A 22,789-nucleotide genomic window follows, 5' to 3' on the forward strand; every position below is an offset into this window, starting at 1 on the left:
CCGCGAGGATCATTACCGCCATGTCCGTACTCAAGGAGGTCCACTTCACCCCGGAGCCCGGCCCGCGGGAGCTGCCGATGAACGTCTGGCTCGACGACGGCGACTCGGCCGTGGACGTGATCGACGCGCTCGCGCTGTCGCCGTTCGCCACCGGCGCCCAGCCGTGGTCGTGCACCGCGAGCCTGGAGCGGGTCCGTACCGACGCCTCCCTCACCCCGGCCTCGGGGACGCTGGTGCGGGCGGCCTCGGAGAAGGACGGCCGCGAGTCGCGGCTGCTGCGCGGGGAGGGCTGGACGCTGCGCGTGATCCGCTACCGCAACCGCGCCGCCACGGTCAGCGTGACCGCGGTCGACGAGAAGCTGGCCCGCTCGGTGATCGAGGAGGTCACCAGGAACGCCGAGGAGCCCGCCCCGCAGAGCGACCACGTCGAGATGGGCTTCTGGTGGCAGGGCCCGCACGGCAGCCGGCGTTCGGAGAAGCCGATCACCGCCTCCCCCTGGGCGGAGGTCTGCGGCAACTACGCCGCCTCGGTGGGCGAGCCGCTCTCCCGGCTGATGTCGGTGACCCCCTCGGAGGTGCACGGACGGCTGGTGCTGCTGCACGGGCCGCCGGGGACGGGAAAGACGACGCTGCTGCGCACGCTCGCGCACGAGTGGCGGTCGTGGTGCCAGGTCGACTGCGTGCTGGACCCGGAGATGCTGTTCCACTCCCCCGGCTACCTGATGGAGGTGGCGGTCGGCATGGACGACGGCGACCACGGCGACGGGGACGGTTCCGGCGACCGGTGGAGGCTCCTGGTGCTGGAGGACTGCGACGAGCTGATCAGGTCCGGCGCCAAGGACGCCGCCGGGCAGGGCCTGTCGCGGCTGCTCAACCTGACCGACGGGCTCCTCGGCCAGGGCCGCGACGTCCTGGTGGCGATCACCACCAACGAGCCCCTGGCCCACCTGCACCCCGCCGTCACCCGGCCGGGCCGCTGCCTCGCCCAGATCGAGGTCGGCCCCCTGCCGTACGAGGAGGCGGCCCGCTGGCTCGGCACCACCGAGGGGCTTCCCCGCTCCGGCGCCACCCTCGCCGAGGTGTTCGCGCTCCGTGACGGCGTGCTCGACCGCACCACCATCCCGGAGAGCACCGGCCTCTACCTCTGAGACCCGGGACGAGCTCGGGGACGGGCTCGGGACGGGTCCGGGACGGGTCTCCGGGCGGCCGGGGAACGAGGTCCGGGACGGGCTCGGGACGGGACCCGTGATGCCTGTGATGCCTGTGATGCCCGGCGGGTCCGGGATGCATGGGTTCGGGGCCGCCGGGTATCGGCAGCGCATGCTCGATCTTCTACCGGAGGAGTCCCTCCGGGAGTTCGTCAACCTGCTGGTCCGCCTCGTCGAGGCCGCCGGAGCGGCCGTCATCTTCGCGGGCGCGGCCATCGCGTTCGTGCGCTTCGTCGTGGTGGCCGTACGCCGGCACGATCACGGCTTCATCGCCGTACGGCTGTTCCTGGGACGCTTCCTGGCGCTCGGCCTTGAGTTCCAGCTGGCCAGCGACGTGCTGCGCACCGCGATCGCGCCGAGCTTCGCGCAGATCGGGCAGCTCGCCGCGATCGCCGCCATCCGTACCGCGCTGAACTTCTTCCTCAACCGGGAGATCGAGCGCGAGGGGCGCGCGGTGGAGGGCAAGGGGGACCGGGCCCGGCCGGGCGAGAAGAGCTGATCCCGGACCGGCCCGCCCGGGACGACCGCGCATCCGGCGCATCCGGCGCGCCCGGTGACGCCCGGCCCGCTTTTCGGAGGGCGGCCGAACAATTCGGGAACGACGGTGGATTGATCCGCCGGGACGGTGGAACGGACCAATAGTCGTCATAGAGCGAACCACGCCCTTCGCGCTCGCCTTCCGCAATGCGAGACGCCCGGAATCGTCCCGCCCCCTGCGGCGGCCCTTGTCTTACCCGAGCGTGGCCGCACCACCCCCCAATGTGATCGACACCTCCCGGGGGACGTCTTCGAAGGCACCGATCGCACCGGCCGCAAACCCGCGGGAGGGCCGCCGCCATTCGGGAGCGAGTCACATCATTTGTCCTCCGGGAAACCCGCGGCGCGTTCGGTTACGGACATCCGGACCGCGTGAATTATCCACCGGACGACCGGCCCGGGCCACCTCCGCCCCTTCCCGGACCCTCGTCCGGCCGGGTCCGTCCCGGCCGTGTCCCCGCGCCGTCCCGGGCGGTCTCGCGCCGTCACCGCAGTGGGCACCCGTCACACCCGGACCAGGGAAAGTCCCCGGACCGGCGGGAGGAGCGGCGGCCCGTACCGGCACGCCCGGACCGTGGCACGCCGCGCCGGTCCGGCGGCCCCGCGGAGCCGGGACCCGGGGTGGGGCGCCCATTTTTCAGGGCGACAAGGGTGAAAACCACCCTTAGGTAACGAAACTTCAAAAACCATCGCGGCCGTGCCCGAAAAACCGGACCGCGGGCGGGCCGCGGCGCCGTCATACGCGTGTCAACGGGGCCGCCGGCGCCACGGTCGTTTTTAATCCCCTCCCGCAGGGAAGCATTTCACAATGACGTGAAGACCCGGAGTTCAGCCTCGGGTAATTGACCTGAGAGGGTGGATCTCCGGCGGACAGGGGTTTCCCGCGCGCGGCGGTGAAAGGAGGTACTAGAGTTTTGCGCGCGGGGAAGAGACGCGGGAACCATCGGTCGGCCGGGTTCGCAGCCGCACTCTGACGCCAACATTAAGGAGTGACACAATGGCACGTCAGCAAGTCGTCACGTTCACCGATGACATCACGGGGAAGCGCGCGGACGAGACGGTCTCGTTCGGTCTGGACGGCACCACCTATGAGATCGACCTGAGCTCGAAGAACGCCACCAAGCTGCGCGAGGCCCTCAAGCCCTTCCAGTCCGTCGCCCGCAAGGCGAGCACCTCCTCGGGGCGCAAGGGCAGGAGCAAGGGGACGGGTGGCAACCGTGAGCGGAGTGCCGAGATCCGGGCGTGGGCCAAGTCCCACGGGATAGAGGTCAGCGAGCGTGGCCGTATCGGAGGAAAGGTCGCCGAGGCCTTCGCCGCCGGTGACCCCAGCATGGCCAAGCCCGCGGCGAAGAAGACTCCGCAGGGCGCGCTCAGCGACTAGGACGGGCTCCCGGACCCTTCAGGGGTGACGGCGTCGTAGCCGGCCGGGAGTGCGCGAGGCAGTGAACGACGCGGCGACGAGGTGGTGACGGGACGACGGAAGGCGCCGCTCCCGGCCCGCAGGGGTACGCGCCTCCGGCCCCGGCCGCCGGTGATCGCCCGGACGCGCTCCGCCGGGTCCACGGGACGCCCGCGGGCGAGAACCCGCCGGACGTCCGAGGGCGTCCTCACGCGTCCCCCGCGCCGCTTCCGCCCGCCCCCGGACCGCCCGCCTCTCCCGTCACCGGGCGGCCGCGACCGGTCCCGATGTGTGTCCGCTCACGTATCGCCGCTTGATTTCCCCAGAAAACAGGGCACTCCATATCACAATCCAGCCCACCCGTGGGCTTCCCCGCGCATGCCGGGCGCGGGCCGCCTGAAACTGGGGCATCATGGCTCACGTGCCGACTCTCATGCTCCCCTCCGTGACCGGCCGGTCCCGTGACGGGACGCCCACACCCGTGACGCCGCCCCCCGGGCGACCGGGTGAGGCCGTCGTCCCGCCCCGCGCGAGCGCGTCCCCGGAACCGGCCCGCGGGTCCGCAGGAGAGGACGGCGCGCGCCGGGAGCGCCGGGATGCGTGAGGACGGCACCGGGCGGCACTCCCGGAACCCCGCGGCTCCCACGGCCCCCGGGATCCCCGCAGACCCCCTCCACCGGGCCGACGCCCCCGCGCCGGATCCCCGGGCCCCCCGGACGGGCCCGCCGCAGGCGCCTACCAACGCGGCGACCGACCTCCGTACCGCCGATGTCCGTACAGCGGACGGCAAGGCCGGCGCAAGGGCCCCGGCCGATGATGGCCACGTGACGCGCGACGGAGGCGACCGGACGACGGGACCGACCACGACCCCGGCGACCCCGGCGACCCCGGCGGGCCCGGCGGGCCCGGCGGGCCCGAGGACGGACGCCGGCCGCAGGCCCGGCCTGATGGACCGCCTGCGCAAGGACCTGCGCAACCCGCTGTTCCTCCAGGGTTACGCCCTGATGATCAACACGGGGATCACCGCCGTCCTGGGACTGGGCTACTGGTTCCTCGCCACGCACCTGTACACCGCCACCGCCTTCGGCGAGGGCCAGGCCGTGATCAGCGCGATGCGGCTCTTCGCCTCCCTGACCGGCCTCGCCTTCGCGGGCGCCCTGGCCAGGTTCATCCCGGTGGCCGGCCGCCGCACCGCCGAGTTCGTGCTCCGGGGGTACGCGATCGCCGGCGCCACCGGGCTGGTGGCGGCACTGGGGTTCCTGCTGACGCTGCCGATGTGGGGTGAGGTCTACACCCACCTGGGCGGGTTCGGGCCGGGGCTGTTCTTCCTCGCCTCGGTGCTCGTCTGGACCGTGTTCACCCTGCAGGACGTGACGCTGGCCGGGTTGCGCAAGGCCGTCTGGGTGCCGGTCAACAGCCTGGCGTTCGGGCTGGTGAAGATGGGCATGCTCGCCGCGCTGGCGGTCGCGCTGCCGCAGGGCGGGCTCTTCGGCGGGATCTTCGTCTCCTGGATCGTGCCGACCGCCATCGCGCTGGTGCCGATCAGCTGGTTCATCTTCGGCGTCATCATCCCCCGGCACGTCAAGGACACCGAGGTGAGCGCGGCCAACCCGCCGCGCCTGCGCGAGGTGGGGCGCTTCCTGGCCGGCGACTTCCCCGGCGCGTTCTCCATCCTGCTGATCCTCTACCTCGTCCCGGTGATCGTCGCGGGCTGGCTCGACGACGCCCCGACGTTCGGTTACTTCTCGATCGCCCACACGCTGGGCTCCATGATCGGGCTGCTGGCCGCGAACATGGCGGTCTCGCTGACCGTCGAGGGCTCCTTCAACGCCGCGCAGCTGGCCGAGAGCGTGCGCAACGCCCTCCGCCGTACCTTCCTGATCGTCGGGCCGGTCATCGCGGTGGTCGTGATCGGCGCGCCGCTGATCCTGAGCGTGTTCGGCCCGGGGTTCGCCGAGGCGGGCACGCCGCTGCTGCGCCTGATGGCGATCGCCGTGCTCCCCCAGACGGTGATCGAGATCTGCCTGAGCATGCTGCGCGCGCAGAGCCGGGCGCGCAGGCTGGCCCTCATCCAGATCGGGATGGCCGTTCTGGTGCTCACGTCGATCGTGGTGCTCTTCCCCCACTTCGGCATCGCCGCGGTGGGATACGCGATGCTCGGCAGCCAGCTCCTGGTCGCCGTGCTGATCTTCCCGAACATCCGCAAGGTGATCAGTTACGGCACGATGTCGCAGGTGAGCGCCGACTAGCCTCACTCCGCCGCCGCTTGTGGTCAAGGTGTCGTACGTGATAGACGGTCTCCGGTGACTCCTGAGCACATTGTGGCGAAGCGGACAGATCGCCTCTGCCTTTCGCTTCCCTCCAACCGCTTGGGCCTGTATCTGGCCCTGCGGCATTGGTGCCGTCCCGGCCAGCGGCTACTGATGTCCCCCCTTTCGGCCGACGAGATCCTCTTCCTCGTGCTCGCCGCCGGGCTCCGCCCGGTCATCGCCCCCCTGTCGGTCGAGGACGGCAACATCGACGCCGACGCCGTCGACCTCGGCACGGTCGACGCGGTCCTGACCACCAACCTGTACGGCCTGCCGGACCGGGTGGCCGCCTTCGCGGGCAAGATCCTGATCGAGGACGTCGCGCACGCGATCGAGACGTCCGTGCACGGCAGGCCGCTGGGCACCTTCGGGGTGGCCGGGGTGTTCAGCCTTTCCAAGCACGCCGGGGCGGGCTCCGGCGGGGTGCTCGCGGTGGAGCACCCCGAGGACCTGCGCGCCCTGGAGCGCGAGCGCGACCGGCTGCTGCGGCCGGGCGTCTTCCGCAAGGAGATCCACAGCGTGCTGACCTCGGCGAGCCGCCACGCCGCGCTGCGCCTGAACATGGTCCGCCCCGCGCTGCGCGCGATGCGCGCGCTCGGCATGGAGGAGGAGCGCGAGGGCTACCGGATCGCCCCTCGCCCGGTGGAGCTGCTGCGGGCCCTGGAGTACGCGCCGCAGCTGCCCGCGTTCGACTCCTGGGTCCAGGCCGACCTGCACGACTACCGGACCAGGCGCGGCCACCTGGCCCGCTGGTACCAGTCCCGGCGGCTGCGGACGCTGCCGCGCCAGCGGTCGCGGCGGATCGCCGGCGTCTCGATGCTGGCCGCGCTGCCCACCGTGGCGCCCGCGGTCCACCGCCACCTGGACCAGCCGCTGTTCCGGGTGCCGCTGCTGGTCTCCGGCCGGGACGAGGCCATCGCCGAGCTGGAGCGGAACGGGGTCGCCACCGGTTACCTCTACGACCCGCCCTACGACGGCTACCTGCCCGAGTTCACCGACCCCTCGCCGTCGCCCGAGGTGGCGCGCTGGTGGGGACGGCACGTGCTGCCGATCGACCCGCTGTACGCGCGGCGCGCGATGGCCGTCGTCGAGCGGCTCACCCCGGCGGTCCCGCCGGTGCGCTCCGGGAGTCCTACCGCGCCACCCGCCCCGGTGGTCTCGGACATCGCCTGAGGGGCTTTCGGCGTCACTCAGCGGCCGGGGCCGATATCGCTATAGATTTGCCGCGTCGGGCGGTGGTCCGGGGAGCGCCGGGGGGCCGGCGCCTTCCCGGACCGGCCGCGCCGGGCGGCGGTTCGGGGGGACGTCATCGGGATCGGGGGTCGTGGACGGCCCGCGCCCGGAGGCCGCCCCGGTCCGGTGCGCGGCCGGCTCCGCTGGATCGTTCCGAGACCCCCAGCGCCTGAGCCCAGGCCTCGAGAAAGGACCTCCCCCCGTGAACGGTAGGTTGGCGCCCGGCGCCGGTGCGGCCGGCGATCGTCCCGGTGGGGGCGGGGGCGGCCGGTGAGGGTCAGCGTCGTCCGGCCCGGGGAGCTGGGACCGGCCGAGATCAAGACCTGGCGCGAGATGCAACGTTCCAGCGCGCACCTGGCCAACCCCTTCCTGAGCCCGGAGTTCACGATCGCGATGGGAGAGGTCTCCGCGGAGGCGCGGGTGGCGGTGATCACCGAGTCGGACGGGCCGGTCGGGTTCTTCCCGTTCGAGCGGCACGGCGGCCGGGTGGGCGCCGCCCTCGGCGGGTGGGTCTCGCTCTGCCAGGGGGTCGTCCACCGGTCCGGCGCCGAGTTCGACGCGGACGCGCTGCTGCGGGCGTGCGGGCTGAGCGTGTGGGAGTTCGGCTGCCTGGTCGAGGGCCAGCGGTGGTTCCGGCCGTTCGAGACGCTCACGCAGCAGGCGGTGGTCCTGGACTTCGCCGACGGTTACCCGGCCTTCCTGGACGAGCTGCGCGGACGCTCCCCGAAGTTCGTCAAGAGCACCCTGTACAAGGAGCGGAAGCTCGGCCGCGACGTGGGCGAGGTCACCTCGGAGTTCGCCGTGCGCGACCCGGGGTCGCTCCGGCTGCTGCGCGAGTGGAAGTCGGCCCAGTACCGGCGGATGGGCCGCCCCGACCGCTTCGCCAGGCCGTGGGTCGTGGAGCTGGTCGAGCGCCTGCACGCCGTCGACACCCCGGAGTTCGCCGGGCCGCTCTCCATGCTGTACGTGGACGGCAGGCCCGTGGCGGGGCATTTCGGGCTGCGCACCGACACCACGATGATCGGCTGGTTCCCCGCCTACGATCCCGGGTACGCCCGCTACTCCCCCGGCCTGATCCAGCACCTGCGCATGGTCGAGGCCGCCGCGGAGATCGGGGTGCGCTCGCTGGACCTGGGGATCAGCAACGGGTCGGAGTACAAGGACGCGCTGTGCAGCAGGACCGTCCCGGTCTCCGAGGGCATCGTGCGCCGCAGGTCGGCGGCCGCGGCGGCGCACTGGCTGCGCACCGAACCGGTCCGCCGGGCCCGGCGCCTCGTCCTGGACACCCCCGCGCTGTACGGCGTCGCCGACCGGGTCATGAAACGGTACGGGCGGCTGCGCGGCGGGAGGGCCGGATGAGCGGGCCGGGAGCCCCGGGCACCCCGGGCACCCCGGGCACCCCGGGCACCCGGGGCACCGCAGGCACTTCGGGCACCGCCGGTGCCGGGGACGGCCGCCGGGCGCTGGAGGCGGCCATGCGCGACCGGATCGGCCAGGAGTGCCTGCACGTGCCGTCGGCCAGGTTCGGGCTGCTGCTGGCGCTGCGGCACTGGTTCGGCCGCGGTGAGCGGGTGCTGATCTCCCCGACGAACTGCGAGACCGTGCTGTTCACGGTGCTGGCCGCCGGGCTGGAGCCGGTGACGGCGCCGGTCTCCCACCGCGACGGCAACATCGACGTCCCCGCGGTGGACTGGACCGGCCTGGCCGGTGTGATCACCACGCACCTGTACGGCCTGCCCGACCGGGTGGCCGAGCTGCGGGCCGAGTGCGACCGGCACGGCGTGGTCCTGCTGGACGACGCCGCGCACGCCATGCAGACGACCGTGGACGGCCGCCCCGCGGGCACGTTCGGCGAGGCCGGGGTGTTCAGCCTGGCCAAGCACGGGCGGTCGATGTCCGGGGGGTTCCTCACCGCGCGGGACCCGTCCGCGCTGGCCGCGCTGGCGCGTGCCAGGGAGGAGCTGCTGCTGCCCGGCGGGACCGGGGCCCAGCTGTCGGGGACGCTGCGGCCGGTGCTGCGCGAGACGATCTACCGCACCGGGCTGGTCCGGCCGGTGTGGCACGCCCTCAAGGCGGCCGGCGTCGTCACGTGGACGGGTCACCGCTGCCCGCCGCGCGAGGACGAGCTGCGGAAGGTCCTCGCCGCCGGCCCCGTCGACCTGGACGCCATGCGGTACTGGCTCCGGATCGATCTGGACGACTGGAGGATGCGCCAGGGTGCGCCGCTCCTGGGCTACCAGCGGTCACGTTTCCGGGTGATCGACCGTGAGCGGGAGCGGCGGACGGCCGGGGTGGAGCTGCTGCGCGCCACCCCGTGGGCGGCCGAGGGCGTCCGGGAGACGGCGCCCCTGCCGCTGCTTCGGGTGCCGCTGCTGGTGGAGGACCGCGACGGGCTCGTGGCCCGGCTGGAGAGCCGGGGCGTGGTGCCCGGCTTCATCTACGACCCGCCGCTGGACGACTACCTGGACCTGGTGCCCGCGGGGCCGGCGCCGGAGGTGGCCCGGTGGTGGACCCGGCACGTGCTGCCGGTGGATCCGCTGCGCGCGGGCCGGATGGCCGGGCTGCTGACCGAGCTCGGCGCCCGCCCGGCTCCCCCGCCCCCCGCGCCCTGAACGGCTCCCTCCCGGGACGCCGGGCGGCTCCCGGGTGGATCCGGGCGGCTCCCGGGTGGCTTCGAGGGTGGCTTCCGGAGGGCTTCGAGGGGGCTTCGAGGGGGCTTCGACGAAACCGGGCGGAGCCCCGGGGCCACGACGGCCCCGGGGCTGCGCGGGTCTCGCCCTTCTCGCCCTGTCCCCGGGGTGCCGCCCGCCCGGGCGGAGCGCCGGGGCACGGGTCAGGAGACCAGCAGTGACGCCTCGAAGGCGAGGAGCACGTCCCAGGCGCGGGGGAAGACGATCACGGATCCCCCTGTCGCGCCACCGCAGTTCGCGCTGTTGGAGAAGCCGGAGAAGATGCCGTGCGCGTTGACGTCGCCGTAGTAGTTGGCGTGGCTGTAGACCGGTCCGCCGCTGTCGCCCTTCGCCCCGGCGCAGGAGGCGTTGACGTGCTTGGCACGGATCATGTGCTTGACGTGCTGCCCGGTGCTGTAGGTGCCGCTCCAGCCGTAGTGGGTGACCTTGATGTTGCAGATCTGCCCCATCGTGGAGCCGGAGTTGCACACGAAGTTGCCGGGGTAGGTCTTGACGACGCCCACCACCTTCGCGCCGGCCGAGGAGGTCTTGCCACCGACGAAGACCCTGCCGGTCGTGTCCGCGTTGACGATCGCGGCGTCGCGTTTGGTGATGTACCAGTTCAGTGTGCCCGTGTAGTTCGCCTGGCTGCTGACGCCGCCGCCGTCGTAGAACTCGTTCCACAGGCTGCCGCAGTGGGACGCGGTGAGGTACCCGGTGTCACCGTTCCTGTCGACGACCGGGAAGCCCGCGGTGCACCCTTTCCCCTGCTGCTTGTTGATGATGCGGCCGCCCCCGTAGTAGCTGGGGACGTCGTTCTGCCGGTCGTAGGCGGTGGTGAAGGTCTCGTTCCCCTCGACGGCGATGGGCGCCGTCGCTCCGCCGGGCCGCTGCAACCGGTCGGGGGAGGTGTCGGCCCCCGCGACGGAGAGCTGGACGCCGCTGCCGTCCGGCTGCGGCACCGCGCCGGTGACCTGCCCGGCCTCCACCCACCTGGTGGCCTCCTGGAGGAGCTCGGCGTGCGTGTGGGCCGCGGGCAGCACGCGGACCGGTGCCACCTGCCGTCCCTGGTCGACGGCCGTCTGCACGGCCGCGGGCACCGCGCCCCGCCAGTACAGGCGCACCTCGTGGTTCTCGGGGGCGACGACGATCCCCGCGTACCCCTCGGCCGTCTCCGCCCGCTCGGTGATGCGGTCGGCCACCCGGTTGAGCCGGTCCTGCTCCGCGAACAGGGTGTCCCAGCCGGTGAACCCGGCCGGCACCGGCTCCCTGGGGGCGTCCTGGTTGACGATCGGCGGCTTGTCCGCGGGGCCGTCCGCCGTCCGGGCGCCGGCGGTGCCCGTTCCCGACAGGGTCAGGAGCGTGAGCGCTGCGGCGCCGATGGCCGCCACGCGTGAGCGCGTGCTGGTTTCCATTGTTTCCCCTCGTGGTCGTCCGTGAGGGGCAATGAGACCAGCGTCCCGGTGGCGTTTCTTCGCCCTTTTACGAGGTGTGAGGGGTGATTCGCCCTTGTACGTCCCTCAGGGGAACGGGCACCGGGCGGGACGAGCGCGCCGTCCGATCACCGCCAGCGCGCCCGTGCCCCGGACGGCACGATGGGCGCATGAACCACACCGAGACCACGAGGACACGCCACCGGGTCCGGGCCATCGCCCCGGACGTCCTGCGCGAGCTGCTGGAACGCGACGACGCGGGAGGCGCCCCCCGGATGGTCCTCGACGAGGAGGGCGGCAACCCGATGCGCTGCTGCCTGGGCCGGAGCCTGCCCGGGGAGAGGATCGCGCTGGTGTCGTACGCGCCGCTGCGGCGCTGGGCCGCGGAGACCGGGGCGGACCCGGGACCGTACGACGAGGTGGGGCCGGTGTTCGTGCACACCGGCGGCTGCGCCGGCCCTGTGGGATCCGGCTTCCCGGACGCCATGCGCGGCGACCGGCGCGCGCTGCGCGCGTACGCGGCGGACGGCCGGATCCTGAAGGGACGCTACGTGGAGGCCGGTGACGGCCACCCGTCGATCGAGGAGGAGCTGGACGACCTCTACCGCGACCCGGAGGTGGCCGCGGTGCACCTGCGGGCGGTGGAGTTCGGCTGCTTCCTGCTGGAGACCCGCCGGGACTGACGCCCGTCCTCGTGCCCTCCCGGGTGGAGGGACGGCCCGCACCGGTGCCCAGCGGGAGGCGGGGCCGGGGTCCATCGGTGCCTCGCGTTCACCCGGCCACCGCCAGACGGCCGGCGCGCATCCGGGCCGGCTCCAGGACCAGCTCGAACCAGACCTCGTTGGAGCCGGCCTCCCGGACCAGCCCCCAGCGGTGGGCCAGCGCCTCCAGCAGGGGAAGGCCGCGGCCCCCCGTCGCGTCGGACGAGGCGCGGCACGCGCAGGGCACCTCGCCGGAGCCCTCGTCCTGGACCGAGACCCGCACGCCCGTCACCGAGCAGGTCACCGTGACGGTGAACGTTCCGCCGTCCGCGGACCGGGAGTGGACGACCGCGTTGGTGGCGATCTCGCTGGTCAGCAGGACGCAGTCGTCGTGGAGGGGATGGTCCCTCCCCAGGGTGGCCGAGACCAGGCGGCGGGCCCTGGCCACCTGCTCCGGCAGCCCCGCGAGGCGGAGAACCCATTCGTCGCCGTCGTACTCCGGCATGTTCATGCCGCCCCCTCCGTGTCGTTCTCGCTTCTGGGAAGACGCGGAGGTCGACAGGGGAGATGTCTCAGAAAAGTAGGAATGTGATCACTTGCCGGACAGGCAGGTGGGGCTTGCCGGAAGGGCCCCCACCTGCGTGTCCGTACCTGCCGTACCGCGTGACGTCATCCGTCACATGCGGTGCCAGCGAGCCTCGAAGAAACAGTAGACCGCGAACAGCAGCAGGCCGATCGCGACGAGCCCGAGCAGCCACGGACCGGCCGGGGTCTCGGTCAGCGAGCGCAGCGTCGCGTCGATGCCCTTGGTCTTCTCCGGGTCGTAGGTGACCGCGGCCTGGACGACGAAGACACCGGCGACGGCGGCGATCACACCGCGGGCGATGTAGCCGGCCATGCCGAGCTTCTCGGCGAGACCGCGCGCCTGGGCCGACATCTGGCCGGTGCGCAGGTCCTCGAGGAACTTCTTCTTCCAGCCCTTGTGGATCCAGTAGGCGCCCAGCGCGATCAGGCCGAGCCCGATCAGCCCCACCAGGAACTGGCCGGCGGGAAGGTCCATCACCACGCCGGTGACGTCCTTGGACTTACCGTCCATGGAGGCGCCCGGGTCGTTGTGCAGCACCATGCCGAGCAGCGTGGCCACGATCAGCGCGTAGACGGCGGTGCGTCCCGCCGACTCCACCCGGTCCTTGGTCCTGCCGCGGCCGATGAGCGCCTCGGACAGCTGCCAGAGGGTCAGGGCGACGAAACCGACGACCATGAGCCAGAGGAGCACCTGGCCGAACGGCTGCTCGGCCACCATCTCGATGGCGCCGGTCTTGTCGGCCTCCTTGCCGCCGCTTCCCCCGCCGAAGGCGATCTGCAGCGCAAGGAAACCGATCAGCCCGTAGAGGACACCCCGGCAGGCCATTCCGACCCGTGCCAGCCTGTCCAGCGTCTGACTGTCGGCCGCTCTTCGAGCGGCCCCTTCCACCTGAGCCTGAGGGCTGTTCATAACTCTGCGCTCTAACCCGCTCGGCGCCTGGTAAACCTCAGTTCTCGGGCATGGCGTCCAGCCTGCGCAAGATCACTCCCTCGCGCAGCGCCCACGGGCACACCTCCAGCTCCTCCACCCCGAACAGGTCCATCGCCGCGTCGGCGACGATCGCCCCGGCGGGCAGCTGCGGTGCCCGCGCCTCCGAGACCCCGGGCAGCCCGACCCGTTCGCGCGTCTTCATCCTGGCCAGCCGGTCGGCCCAGCCGACCAGGTCGGCGTGCCTGAGCACCCGGCGCACCCGCTCCCCCTCGCTGGAGGGCGCGGCCCCGGCGATCCTGGCCAGCTGCCTGAACGTCTTGGACGTCGCCACCGCGTGGTCGGCCGAGCCGTACCGGCACACCTCGCCCACGGTCCGGGCGATCTGGGTCCGTACGTGCCGGCGCAGCGCCCGGAGCTCGTCGGCGGGCGGCGGGTCGGCGGTGAGGTGGTCGCGGGTGAGGCGCCCGGCGCCCAGCGGGAGCGAGACCGCGGCGTCGGGCTGCTCGTCGAGGCCCGTGGCGATCTCCAGGGATCCGCCGCCGATGTCGAGCACCAGCAGGCGCCCGGAGGACCAGCCGAACCAGCGGCGCACCGCCAGGAACGTCAGCCTCGCCTCGTCCTGGCCGGACAGCACCTCGATGTCGACGCCCGTGCCGTCCTTGATCCCGGCGATGACCTCCTCGCCGTTGACCGACTCCCTGACCGCGGACGTGGCGAAGGCCATGAGGTCCTCCACGCCCTTGTCCTCGGCGATCCGGAGCGCCTCCTCGACGAACTCCCGCAGGCGCGTGGCCCCCCGGACGGAGAGGCGGTCGCCGTCCTCCATGTGCTCGGAGAGCCGCAGGTCCACCTTGTGGGAGTAGGCGGGCAGCGGCCGAGCCCCCCGATGCGCGTCCATCACCAGGAGATGGACCGTGTTGGAACCGATGTCGAGAACGCCCAGTCGCATGGGATGAAGTTACTACCCCGTGCCCGCTCCTCCACCCGGGGTCCGCGGACGGGCGCGCGGCGCACCGCTCACCCGCCGCCGCCCCGTCGTCCCGCCCGCGACCGGCCCGTCGTACGCCCGTCGTCGCCCGGCCGGTTCGCCCGCCGTCGTCCGTCCCGTCGTCCGGCCCGTCCGTCCGTCACCGCCAGGCTCGTCACCGTCCGATCGGTTCGCCCTCGGCGTCCGGCTCGTCACCGTGCGGCCCGTTCGCCCGTCACCGGGTCCGCCGTCCACCCGCGGGGTGGCCTGATGCGGCCACGAAAGGAAGTAGATCTTGTGAAGATGCCCCTTTTCTGCAAATACTTGCCATTTGTCGCTATTAACGGGGAGGTTCTCATGAAACGCGTCATCATCCACAAGCCCGGCACCGTCGCCCTCAGCGGAAACGCGAGTCCCAAGCACGTCGGCTGAGATCTGATCGCAGAACCGGCGTCCCACGCTGGACGCCGGCCCACCGAACACGGTGTTCCCGATACCATCGGAGAACCCCTGAACCGACGCGAAGGAGCCCGGTGAGCCGGGAATCGCACCCGCCAGGAGACCCCCGACCCGCCCCGCCGCTTCCCACGGTGGACGCCGGCCGGCACCTGCTCGGGCCCTACACCGCCGGAAGCGCGCTCGTCGCCGCGCTGCTGCCCGGCGCCCCGCCGGACCTGGTCTCCCGCTACGACATCGAGCTGCGCGCCGTCGCCCCCGACCTGCACGACCGCATCCCCGTACGACGCCGCTCGGTGGCCGCGGGCCTGCCCGAGGCGGAGCGGATCCTGGTGCACGCCCCGCGGCGCACGCTGCGCCTGTCCAACGGGCTGGCCGAGTTCGTCCGCGAGCGCCTGGCCGCGACCGGGCCGCGGACGCTCGTCGTGGAGAACCTCGCCCTGGCCGACCCCACCGACCTGGAACTCCTGGCGGTGCTGCGCCGCCGCGTGCCCGCGGAGCTGCTGACCGTGGTGACCCGCGAGGAGGGCACGCCGCCGGAGACGCTCACCCCGTCCGGGCACGACGCCCGCGCCGACGAGCTGGAACGGCTCGGGACGGTCGGCGCGCGGCTCGGGGCGATCCCGTACCACCGGGAACGGGGCGAGGACCCGGCCAGGGCGCTGGAGGCGCTCGCGTTCGCGGTCCGCTGGTGCCTGGACGCCGGGTGTCACGACGCCGTGGCGGATCTCGGGCGGCGCGCCCTGCGCCTGGCCGACCCCGAGGGCGACCCGACGACCTGGTGGCGGCTGCTGCACAGCACCGCGACCGCGCTGGCCGCGCTGGGCCGCGAGGACGAGGCCGAGGACCTGTTCGACCTGGCCAGGAGGGAGAGCGTCTCCCCCGCCGTGCAAGCCGCGGCCGCCTACGCCACCGGGATGCTCAAGGTGCGCCACCACGACCCGGCGCGGCGCGACACCGGCGCGGCGCTGGCCATGGTGAACCAGGCGATCGCCATCTCCTCGCTGCTGCCCGATCCGCGCGAGCGGGCGTTCAAGCTGGGGTTCGACCTCAACGGCCGGGCACTGGTGGAGACGCGGCGGGGCCGTCCCGCCAAGGCCATGGAGCTGGTGCAGGAGGCCGTCGACCTGGCCGATCGCGACCTGCGGCCCGGCGAGCACCCGATCCACCGGCTGGTGCTGCTGGCCAACAGGGCCCAGCTCGCCGTGATGCTGGACCGTCCCGAGGAGGCCCTGGCGGACCTGGACGCGGTGATCGCGGCCGATCCCGGCTACCCCGACTACTACATCGACCGGGGCAACCTGCTGCACCGGCTGGGCCGGATGGACGCCGCGGTCGCCGACTACGAGACGGCGATGCGCGCCGGGCCGCCCTTCCCCGAGCCCTACTACAACCGGGCCGAGATCCGCTTCTCCGCGGGCGACCACCGCGGCGCGCTCGAGGACCTGGACCACGCGCTGGAGCTGGACCCGTCGTTCGTGGACGGGCTCGCCAACCGGGCGGGGCTGCTGGCCGGTCTCGGCGAGTACGGCAGGGCCCGCGCGGACGCCGAGGCCGGGCTGGCCATCGCCCCCGACAACCCGTACCTGCTGTGCGCGCTGGGGCAGGTGGAGACCGCGGAGGGCCGGCACGCCACGGCGCGCGCGGCCTTCGACCGCGCGCTGGAGCTCTCCCCCGGCCTCGCCGCCGCCTGGGCCAACCGGGGGCTGCTGGCGTTCGAGACCGGCGACCCCGAGGGCGCCGCCGCCGACTTCACCCGGGCCCTGGAGTCCGGGCCCGACCCCGCGCTGCTGTTCAACCGGGCGATGGCGCTGCGCGCCGCCGGACGCGACGAGGAGGCCGTCGCCGACCTGACCCGGGCGCTGGAGCTGGCCCCCGACGACGAGGACATCCGGCGCGAGCTGAAGTCCTGACCCGGACGGGACGTCCGGTCCGGGTCCCTCTTCCGGGTCCCCGCTCCGGACGGGACCGGGCGGGACGGGGTCAGCCGAGCGCGCCGGAGAGGTAGCGCTCGGCCAGCTCGCAGGTGCCCTCGGTGTAGCCGGGGCCGAGCTCGGCGGCGATCTCCGCGCCGGTGTGGGTACCGATCCAGGCGACCAGCAGCAGCCTGCGGAACATCACGAACGTCCAGATCTCGGCCGCGTCCCCGGCCGGCAGGTCCAGCACGGTCCGGTAGCCCCGCACCCAGGCGTCGAGCAGGTCGGGGACCTCGGGACGGTGCTCGACGAAGCTGACCGCCGCGGCCAGGTCGTACAGGTACCAGCCGAAGCCGCAGTCGTCGAAGTCGATGACGGCCGGGGGCCCGTCGCCGGCCACGAGCAGGTTGGCCGAGCGCAGGTCGGCGTGGATCAGGCCGTAGCGTTCCGGCCCGCGGCCGAAGCGGTGCAGCCGCGTCCGCAGCTCCGCGTCCAGCCGTCCCAGCAGGGTGCGCGCCTCGGCGTCCATCCCCGGGCCGTCCTGCCAGCGGCCCCAGCGTGACCCCGCGCCGAGGGCGGCCTCGTGGTCCCAGTGGAAGCGGGTGAAACCGGCCGGCCGGGACCAGCCGCGCGCGTGCCGGTGCATGCGCGCGGTGAGGGCGCCCAGCCGTTCGAAGCCGGGCACCGGGCGCTCGCCGGACGGCTCGGTGCCGGGCAGGAACTCGAACATCACGCAGTCGCGCGGTTCGGCGCCCGGGACGGTCAGCACCCGGGAGCCGCCGGGGGCCGGGATCACCCGGGGCGTGCGGACACCTGCCTCCTCGCGCAGCGCCTCCAGCCAGGCCAGCTCCGACAGGATCTCCGGCGTGGTGTGGTAGCCCAGCCGGTGCACCCGCAGGACGGACCGCAGCCCGGTGTCGGGGTCGTCCACCCGGTAGGTGGCGTTCTCCGACACGTTGACCAGGGTGACCTCGGCGCCGGGCAGGCCGTACGCCCTCGTCGCCGCGCGGGCCACGTCGTGGACGCGGTCCAGCACGTCCCCCCCGGCCGACAGGTCGTGGGCGCGCATGGGTCTCTCCCCGGGGGTCGGTCCAGGGCCGGCACCGGGCCGGCGTCGGGCCGGGGGCCGGCCCGGCGTCGGATCCTATCCGAGGGGTCTCGGATCCTGTCCGGGGGGTCCTCGCGCCGCCCGCCCGGCTCCGGGCCCCGCCGAGGTCCGGCGCCGCGCCCGGGTCCGGCGCTACGCCCGGGTCCGGCGCTACGCCCGGGTCCGGAGACGATCCGGTACGTCCTCCTCCGGCCGGTCACCGTCGCGCACGGAGCCCTCCCGCGAAGGGTGCTCCTCGGCGTCCGCGGTCTCCGCGGTGTCCGCGGTCTCCGCCGCCTCCACGGCCTCCGCGACCTCCGCGGCCTCCGCCGTCTCCGCGCTCTCCGTGACGGCGCCGGGCACCGTGATGCGGATCTTGGACTGCCGGTGCGGGAGCCGCTCCCAGTCCTCCATGAAGGTCGCCCGGAGCCCGCACCGGGCGGCCAGGTCGACCAGGGTCTCGGTGCGGTAGTAGAAGTCCTCCCCCAGCACCTGGTGCTCCTCGCCCTCGGTCCGGTCGAAGGTGAAGTCGAACCAGCCGCCCGGCTTCATGATCCGGCCGACGTTCCGGAAGCACTCCTCGATCACCTGGATCGGGGAGTGCGAGAAGACGCTGTGGGCGTGCACGACGTCGAAGGCCCCGTCGGGCAGCGCGGTGAAGCGCAGGTCCCTGACCGGCATCAGGTGCGGGAACCTGTCCCGCAGCCGGTAGCGGGCCAGGGTGTCCTGGGCGGCGATCAGGATGTCCGGGGAGATGTCGATCCCGTGGTAGTTCCCGGCGTCGAGGTAGCCGATGAGCAGCCGCCCGGCCCGCAGGTTGCCGCAGCCGATCTCCAGCACGCGGTGCTCGGGCCTGAGGCCGTGCCGGACCAGGTAGTCGAACTGCATCTTCCCCAGCGCGGTCCAGCGCCGGTGGGACGCGCTGCCCACGGCCGCGTACGGGTCGCGGGCCGCGTCGGATCTCATGACGGCCCGGTAGTAGGAGACGTGGTCGCGGTTCCTCAGCCGCAGCCACGCGTTCCTGGTCCATCGGCGCAGGTGGCGGGGGATCCGCCCGGGATGACCGATGGCGTACCTGATCTGGTGGAGGATGCTGGAGCGGTTGTGGCGGTGCATGGCCCCTCCCTCGTCGGAACGGTGTCCGGCGGCTCCCACCGGCCAGGTGATCATATCCGTGAGCGACACCTTCGTCACCCCAGGTGACCGTCATCGGAATGTCGCCCGTCGCCGTCGCCCTCTCCCCCGCCCTTCCGCGGCGGCCCTGTCGCGGTACGGGAAGCGCTACGGGAACCGGTCCCACGGCGCCGTCGCGCACCCGGCGCACCACCCGTCCCGCCCCTTTCGCGTCCTCCTGCCCGGGACGCCTTCTCGCGAAGACCGCGGGCGGCGCCGGTCCTCCGGGGGGCCCGCGCGGGCGTCGGATCGTTATGACGTTTTCCATCACCCGACCGGCTGCGCGCCGTATCCGGCCGTACACGCCGGAGGTCTTCGAGACGATGAGGAGCCCGGTGAACCTGGAACTCGCGTTGCGCATGTGTGAGGCCGCGGTGAGGCAGGCCGCGCGGGAGGGGGCGCTCATCTCGGTCGCGGTGGTGGACGCGGGCGGGCACCTGGTCGCGTTCCAACGGATGGACGGCGCGCGCATCGCCGGCCCGGCCCTGGCGGCCGGCAAGGCGTACACGGCGGTGGCCCATCACATGCCCACCGCCGAGCTGGCGCCGCTGGTGGCGCCGGGAGGCGAGCTGTACGGCCTGGCGGGCGACGGCTACGTCTGCCTCGGCGGCGGCGTGCCGCTCACCGGTGCCCGCGGGGACGGCGGGGTGCGCGGCGCGATCGGCGTCAGCGGGGGGAGCATCCCCCAGGACGTGGCCTGCGCCGAGGCCGCCGCCGCACTCTGCGAGGGGACATAACACGGTATGTCCGTTAATGTCCATAGCCGTCGGCGACAGGTTTCTGATGAACCGAGGGCTTTCGCGTTATCTCCGATGATCGCGGGGCAGTGAACGCCTGCCCCGGACGATGATCGTCCGCGGGCGGACACTCTGGAGGATTCTCATGGAAGCTCTCGTACTGCTCGCCCTGGTCTGTTTCCTGGCCTCCGCGATCTGGTCCGCCATCAGCCGGTCGTGGCCGATCGCGCTGCTCGCGGCAGGCGCCTTCCTGCTCACGCTCTCGGAGACCTCGCTCCTGGGCGGGGGGAGCTGAGCGGACCCGTACCGACGCGCCGGTTCAGGCGTCCGTCCCGGAGAGGGCGTGGTCGATCTCGGCGCGGGTGGGCATCGAGGTGCTGGCGCCGGCGCGCTGCACGGACAGGCCCGCCGCCGCGGTGGCGAAGCGGACGGCCCGGTCAGGGGGCTGCCGCTCGACCCGGGCCGCGGCGAGGGCGCCCACGAAGGTGTCACCCGCGGCCGTGGTGTCCACCGCGGGCACCCGGGGCGCCTCCACGTGCACGACGGGACCGTCCCCCGAGGCGGTGAGCGCGCCGCGCGACCCCAGGGTGACGATGACCCAGCCGACCGTGCCCCGCAGCTCCTCCAGGGCCCGCTCGTGGTCGGCCTGGCCGGTGATCGCCGCGGCCTCGTGCTCGTTGGCCACCAGGACGTCCACGGCCTCCAGCAGCTCGGCGGGGAGCGGCTGGACCGGCGCGGGGGTGAGGACCACGGTGGTCCCGGCCGCGCGGGCGGCGCGGGCCGCGGCGGTGACCGCCTCGATGGGGAGCTCCAGCTGGAGCAGGAGCACGTCGGAGCGGGAGATGACCTCGATCTCGGCCGGTGAGGGGGAGGTCACGGTCCCGTTGGCACCGGGCACCACGATGATCGAGTTGCCCCCGTCGCCGTCCACCACGATCTGGGCGATGCCCGAGGGGCCCGGGACCGTGCGCAGCTCGCTCACGTCGACCCCGGCCGCGGCGAGCGTCCGCCGCATCTCGGCGCCGAAGTCGTCGTCGCCCACGGCGCCGAGGAAGGCCACCCGGGCGCCCGCCCGCGCCGCGGCGATGGCCTGGTTGGCGCCCTTGCCGCCGGGGACGGTGGCGAAGGCCCGGCCGGTCACGGTCTCGCCGAGCGCGGGGGCCACGTCGACGTAGGCCACCAGGTCCATGTTGGCGCTGCCGAAGACCGAGATCATTGTTCCTCCACCACCAGGGCCGCCGCACGGCCGGGGCCCGGTCCCGTACCGACGACCGAGCCTACAGGTGGCCCGCCCGGCACCTCCGCCCGCCCTCACCGCGTCACAGCGTCGTCGTGTCACCGCATCGCCGCATCGCCGCATCGTCGTGTCACCGCGTCCCCGGCCTCGCCGCGTCGCGGTCCTCCGGTCTCCCGGTCAGGAGCGCAGGTAGGTCAGGACCGCGAGGACCCTGCGGTGCTGGTCGCCGTCCTCGGCGTACAGGCCGAGCTTGGCGAAGATGCTGCGGACGTGCTTCTCCACGGCGCCGTCGCTGACCACGAGCTGGCGGCCGATGGCCGGGTTGGACCTGCCCTCGGCCATCAGGCCGAGCACCTCGCGCTCCCGCGGGGTGAGCAGGGCCAGGGGGTCGTCACGGCGGCGCCGTACCATCAGCTGGGCCACCACCTGGGGGTCGAAGACCGTCCCGCCGGCCGCGACCGTGCGCAGGCCCCCCATGAAGTCGTCCACGTCCACGACGCGGTCCTTGAGCAGGTAGCCCACCGCGCCCCTGGCGTCGGCGAGCAGGTCGTCGGCGTAGGAGACCTCCACGTACTGCGACAGGATCAGCACCGGGGTGCCCGGGACCCTGCGGCGCGCCTCCACCGCGGCCCGGAGGCCCTCGTCGGTGAAGCCGGGCGGCATCCGCACGTCCACCACGGAGACGTCGGGCCTGTGCTCGGCGACGGCGTCCACCAGCCCGTCCCCGTCCCCCACCGCGGCGACCACCTGGCAGCCGAACTCCTCCAGAAGCCTGATCAGCCCCTCCCTGATGAGCACCGCGTCATCGGCCACCACTACCCGCACGGAACCTCCGCCACTATGACCGTCGGCCCGCCGACGGGTGAGTCGACCGCCAGCTCGCCGTCCACCGCCCTCAGGCGGTCGCCGAGACCGGACAGGCCATGCCCCTTGGCGACGTGTGCGCCGCCCACCCCATCATCCCCGATCGTGAGCATCAGGAAGTCCCCCGTCCTGCTCAGCGAGACCGTGCAGATCGTGGCGCGGCTGTGCTTGGCCACGTTGGTGAGGGACTCGGCGACGACGAAGTAGACGGTGTTCTCCACGGCGGCGGGGAAGCGCTCCGTGATCTGCAGGTCCAGCTCGACCGGGACGGTGCAGCGCCCGGCGAGCGCGGCCAGCGCCGGGGCCAGGCCGCGGTCGCTGAGGATGGGCGGGGCGATCCCGCGCGAGAGGGCGCGCAACTCGTCCAGGGTCTCGCGGGTGGAGGTGATGGCCTGGTCGAGCATCCGGCCGACGGCCTCGGGGTCGCGCTTGAGCTGGCGCTGTGCCCGTGACAGGTCCATCGCCAGGGAGACCAGGCGCTGCTGGGGGCCGTCGTGGATGTCGCGCTCCAGCCGGCGCAGCGCGTTGGCCTCGGCCGAGACCGCGGCGGCCCGGCCCTCGGCCAGGTCGTCGATGCGCTCGTGCAGCTCGGCCACGCCGGTCAGCATGGCCCTGCCGAGCCCGGCCTGCACCAGCGCGGCACCCCGCACGATCATCGGGAGGGTGAGTGCGAACAGGATCCCGATGGTGGTGTTGACGAGGACGTCGATCCACAGCTCCGGGCCCAGGCCCAGCAGCATGCCGAGCCCGCCGGTGTTGCCGGGGATGGCGTTGACGATCCATCCGTAGAGCGGGTAGGTGAGACCGGCGATCGACCCGGCCCACCAGACCACCGCCAGCACGAAGGTGATGATGGAGATCGGGAAGGCCACGATGCCGTAGAGCAGGTCCAGCCACGACTGGCCGTTGGTGAACGGGTTGATCATCCTGCGGAACCAGCCGGCCTCCGGCGGGGAGGGCCGGTACCTCGGCCGCGCGACCGGCCGGCCGAGCACCTCGGGCAGCCAGCGCCGCTCGACGTCGGCGAAACCGCGGGCGGCCAGCAGGGTCGTCGCGAGGATCGGCAGGCCCACGAACACGGCGGACGTCGCCGCCCCCACGGCGAAGCCCGCCACCATCAGAACGAACCAGATGATCGACAGGGGGAAGCCCACGACCAGGTACCGGGTGTCGGTACCGATGCGGCGCAGCAGGGGTCTCATGACGCCAACGCTAAGGGGAGCAGGTCACGGGCATCGACCCGGCGGACCCGCCTGGCGGGGTGGGGCCAGCACTACCTCCGCCGGTGGTGCGTTCGCTCCGCAAGAGTGCCGCGTGCGTCAATGCGCCGCCGGGGCCGGGCGAGGA

20 protein-coding genes are annotated in these 22,789 nt (G+C 73.3%); 11 read left to right on the plus strand and 9 right to left on the minus strand.

Translation table 11 applies throughout. The features are described from left to right. Nucleotides 1-20: 20 nt before the first annotated feature. From ACIBCT_RS29700 to ACIBCT_RS29730, 7 genes are all read left to right on the plus strand, one after another. Entirely contained in the window at nt 21-1,148 is a 1,128-nt protein-coding gene (locus ACIBCT_RS29700; RefSeq protein WP_399194120.1) for a DUF5925 domain-containing protein, read from the plus strand. 172 nt (nt 1,149-1,320) lie between these two features. Next, nucleotides 1,321-1,707: a DUF1622 domain-containing protein gene (locus tag ACIBCT_RS29705; RefSeq protein WP_399194122.1), complete on the plus strand. Its 387-nt coding sequence runs from the start codon at nt 1,321-1,323 to the stop codon at nt 1,705-1,707. 1,035 nt (nt 1,708-2,742) lie between these two features. Continuing rightward, a complete protein-coding gene (locus ACIBCT_RS29710) occupies nt 2,743-3,126 on the plus strand; it encodes an Lsr2 family protein (protein WP_399194124.1) in 384 nt (127 codons plus the stop codon). 842 nt (nt 3,127-3,968) lie between these two features. Further along, entirely contained in the window at nt 3,969-5,393 is a 1,425-nt protein-coding gene (locus ACIBCT_RS29715) for a lipopolysaccharide biosynthesis protein (protein WP_399194126.1), read from the plus strand. A gap of 72 nt (nt 5,394-5,465) precedes the next feature. Further along, a complete protein-coding gene (locus ACIBCT_RS29720) occupies nt 5,466-6,626 on the plus strand; it encodes a DegT/DnrJ/EryC1/StrS family aminotransferase (protein WP_399194128.1) in 1,161 nt (386 codons plus the stop codon). A 330-nt stretch (nt 6,627-6,956) separates the two neighbouring features. Further along, a complete protein-coding gene (locus tag ACIBCT_RS29725) occupies nt 6,957-8,045 on the plus strand; it encodes a GNAT family N-acetyltransferase (RefSeq protein ID WP_399194130.1) in 1,089 nt (362 codons plus the stop codon). After that, on the plus strand, nt 8,042-9,298 hold the full coding sequence (locus ACIBCT_RS29730; protein WP_399194132.1) for a DegT/DnrJ/EryC1/StrS family aminotransferase: 1,257 nt from the start codon (nt 8,042-8,044) through the stop codon (nt 9,296-9,298). Before ACIBCT_RS29725 ends, ACIBCT_RS29730 begins: the two co-directional genes overlap by 4 nt. A gap of 221 nt (nt 9,299-9,519) precedes the next feature. Here ACIBCT_RS29730 and ACIBCT_RS29735 read toward each other — a convergent pair whose 3' ends face one another. Next, nucleotides 9,520-10,770, minus strand: coding sequence for a hypothetical protein (locus tag ACIBCT_RS29735; protein WP_399194134.1), 1,251 nt, complete (start codon nt 10,768-10,770; stop codon nt 9,520-9,522). A 188-nt stretch (nt 10,771-10,958) separates the two neighbouring features. Between ACIBCT_RS29735 and ACIBCT_RS29740 the strand changes: the two genes are divergently transcribed. Further along, nucleotides 10,959-11,471 carry a DUF1203 domain-containing protein gene (locus tag ACIBCT_RS29740; RefSeq protein ID WP_399194136.1) on the plus strand — a complete coding sequence of 171 codons (513 nt, stop codon included), beginning with the start codon at nt 10,959-10,961 and terminating at the stop codon, nt 11,469-11,471. 88 nt (nt 11,472-11,559) lie between these two features. On the opposite strand, the gene ACIBCT_RS29745 is transcribed toward ACIBCT_RS29740, so the two are convergent. The 3 genes from ACIBCT_RS29745 to ACIBCT_RS29755 all read right to left on the minus strand — a co-directional run bounded on the left by ACIBCT_RS29745 (nt 11,560) and on the right by ACIBCT_RS29755 (nt 13,954). Then, nucleotides 11,560-12,000, minus strand: a complete 441-nt coding sequence (locus ACIBCT_RS29745) for an ATP-binding protein (RefSeq protein ID WP_399194138.1) — start codon at nt 11,998-12,000, stop codon at nt 11,560-11,562. A gap of 165 nt (nt 12,001-12,165) precedes the next feature. Next, entirely contained in the window at nt 12,166-12,984 is an 819-nt protein-coding gene (locus ACIBCT_RS29750; protein WP_399194140.1) for a DUF1206 domain-containing protein, read from the minus strand. A gap of 37 nt (nt 12,985-13,021) precedes the next feature. Beyond that, complete coding sequence (locus ACIBCT_RS29755; RefSeq protein WP_399194141.1) at nt 13,022-13,954, minus strand: Ppx/GppA family phosphatase; 933 nt, start codon at nt 13,952-13,954, stop codon at nt 13,022-13,024. Between the two features lie 551 nt (nt 13,955-14,505). Here ACIBCT_RS29755 and ACIBCT_RS29760 point away from each other — a divergent pair. Then, nucleotides 14,506-16,341, plus strand: coding sequence for a tetratricopeptide repeat protein (locus ACIBCT_RS29760; protein ID WP_399194143.1), 1,836 nt, complete (start codon nt 14,506-14,508; stop codon nt 16,339-16,341). A 70-nt stretch (nt 16,342-16,411) separates the two neighbouring features. Here ACIBCT_RS29760 and ACIBCT_RS29765 read toward each other — a convergent pair whose 3' ends face one another. Beyond that, nucleotides 16,412-17,413: a phosphotransferase enzyme family protein gene (locus ACIBCT_RS29765; RefSeq protein WP_399194145.1), complete on the minus strand. Its 1,002-nt coding sequence runs from the start codon at nt 17,411-17,413 to the stop codon at nt 16,412-16,414. A 189-nt stretch (nt 17,414-17,602) separates the two neighbouring features. Next, nucleotides 17,603-18,547, minus strand: coding sequence for a class I SAM-dependent methyltransferase (locus tag ACIBCT_RS29770; protein WP_399194147.1), 945 nt, complete (start codon nt 18,545-18,547; stop codon nt 17,603-17,605). A gap of 392 nt (nt 18,548-18,939) precedes the next feature. Here ACIBCT_RS29770 and ACIBCT_RS29775 point away from each other — a divergent pair, with 392 nt between their 5' ends. Next, nucleotides 18,940-19,341, plus strand: coding sequence for a heme-binding protein (locus tag ACIBCT_RS29775; RefSeq protein ID WP_399194149.1), 402 nt, complete (start codon nt 18,940-18,942; stop codon nt 19,339-19,341). A 145-nt stretch (nt 19,342-19,486) separates the two neighbouring features. Next, complete coding sequence (locus ACIBCT_RS29780; RefSeq protein ID WP_399194151.1) at nt 19,487-19,636, plus strand: hypothetical protein; 150 nt, start codon at nt 19,487-19,489, stop codon at nt 19,634-19,636. Between the two features lie 24 nt (nt 19,637-19,660). Here ACIBCT_RS29780 and rbsK read toward each other — a convergent pair whose 3' ends face one another. The 3 genes from rbsK to ACIBCT_RS29795 all read right to left on the minus strand — a co-directional run bounded on the left by rbsK (nt 19,661) and on the right by ACIBCT_RS29795 (nt 22,644). Then, nucleotides 19,661-20,557: a ribokinase gene (rbsK, locus tag ACIBCT_RS29785; RefSeq protein WP_344900192.1), complete on the minus strand. Its 897-nt coding sequence runs from the start codon at nt 20,555-20,557 to the stop codon at nt 19,661-19,663. A 198-nt stretch (nt 20,558-20,755) separates the two neighbouring features. Continuing rightward, complete coding sequence (locus tag ACIBCT_RS29790; RefSeq protein WP_399194153.1) at nt 20,756-21,403, minus strand: response regulator; 648 nt, start codon at nt 21,401-21,403, stop codon at nt 20,756-20,758. Further along, nucleotides 21,394-22,644, minus strand: a complete 1,251-nt coding sequence (locus ACIBCT_RS29795) for a sensor histidine kinase (RefSeq protein ID WP_399194155.1) — start codon at nt 22,642-22,644, stop codon at nt 21,394-21,396. Before ACIBCT_RS29795 ends, ACIBCT_RS29790 begins: the two co-directional genes overlap by 10 nt. Nucleotides 22,645-22,789: the final 145 nt, after the last annotated feature.

This window comes from Streptosporangium sp. NPDC050855 (assembly GCF_044456585.1).
GTDB lineage: Bacteria > Actinomycetota > Actinomycetes > Streptosporangiales > Streptosporangiaceae > Streptosporangium > Streptosporangium longisporum.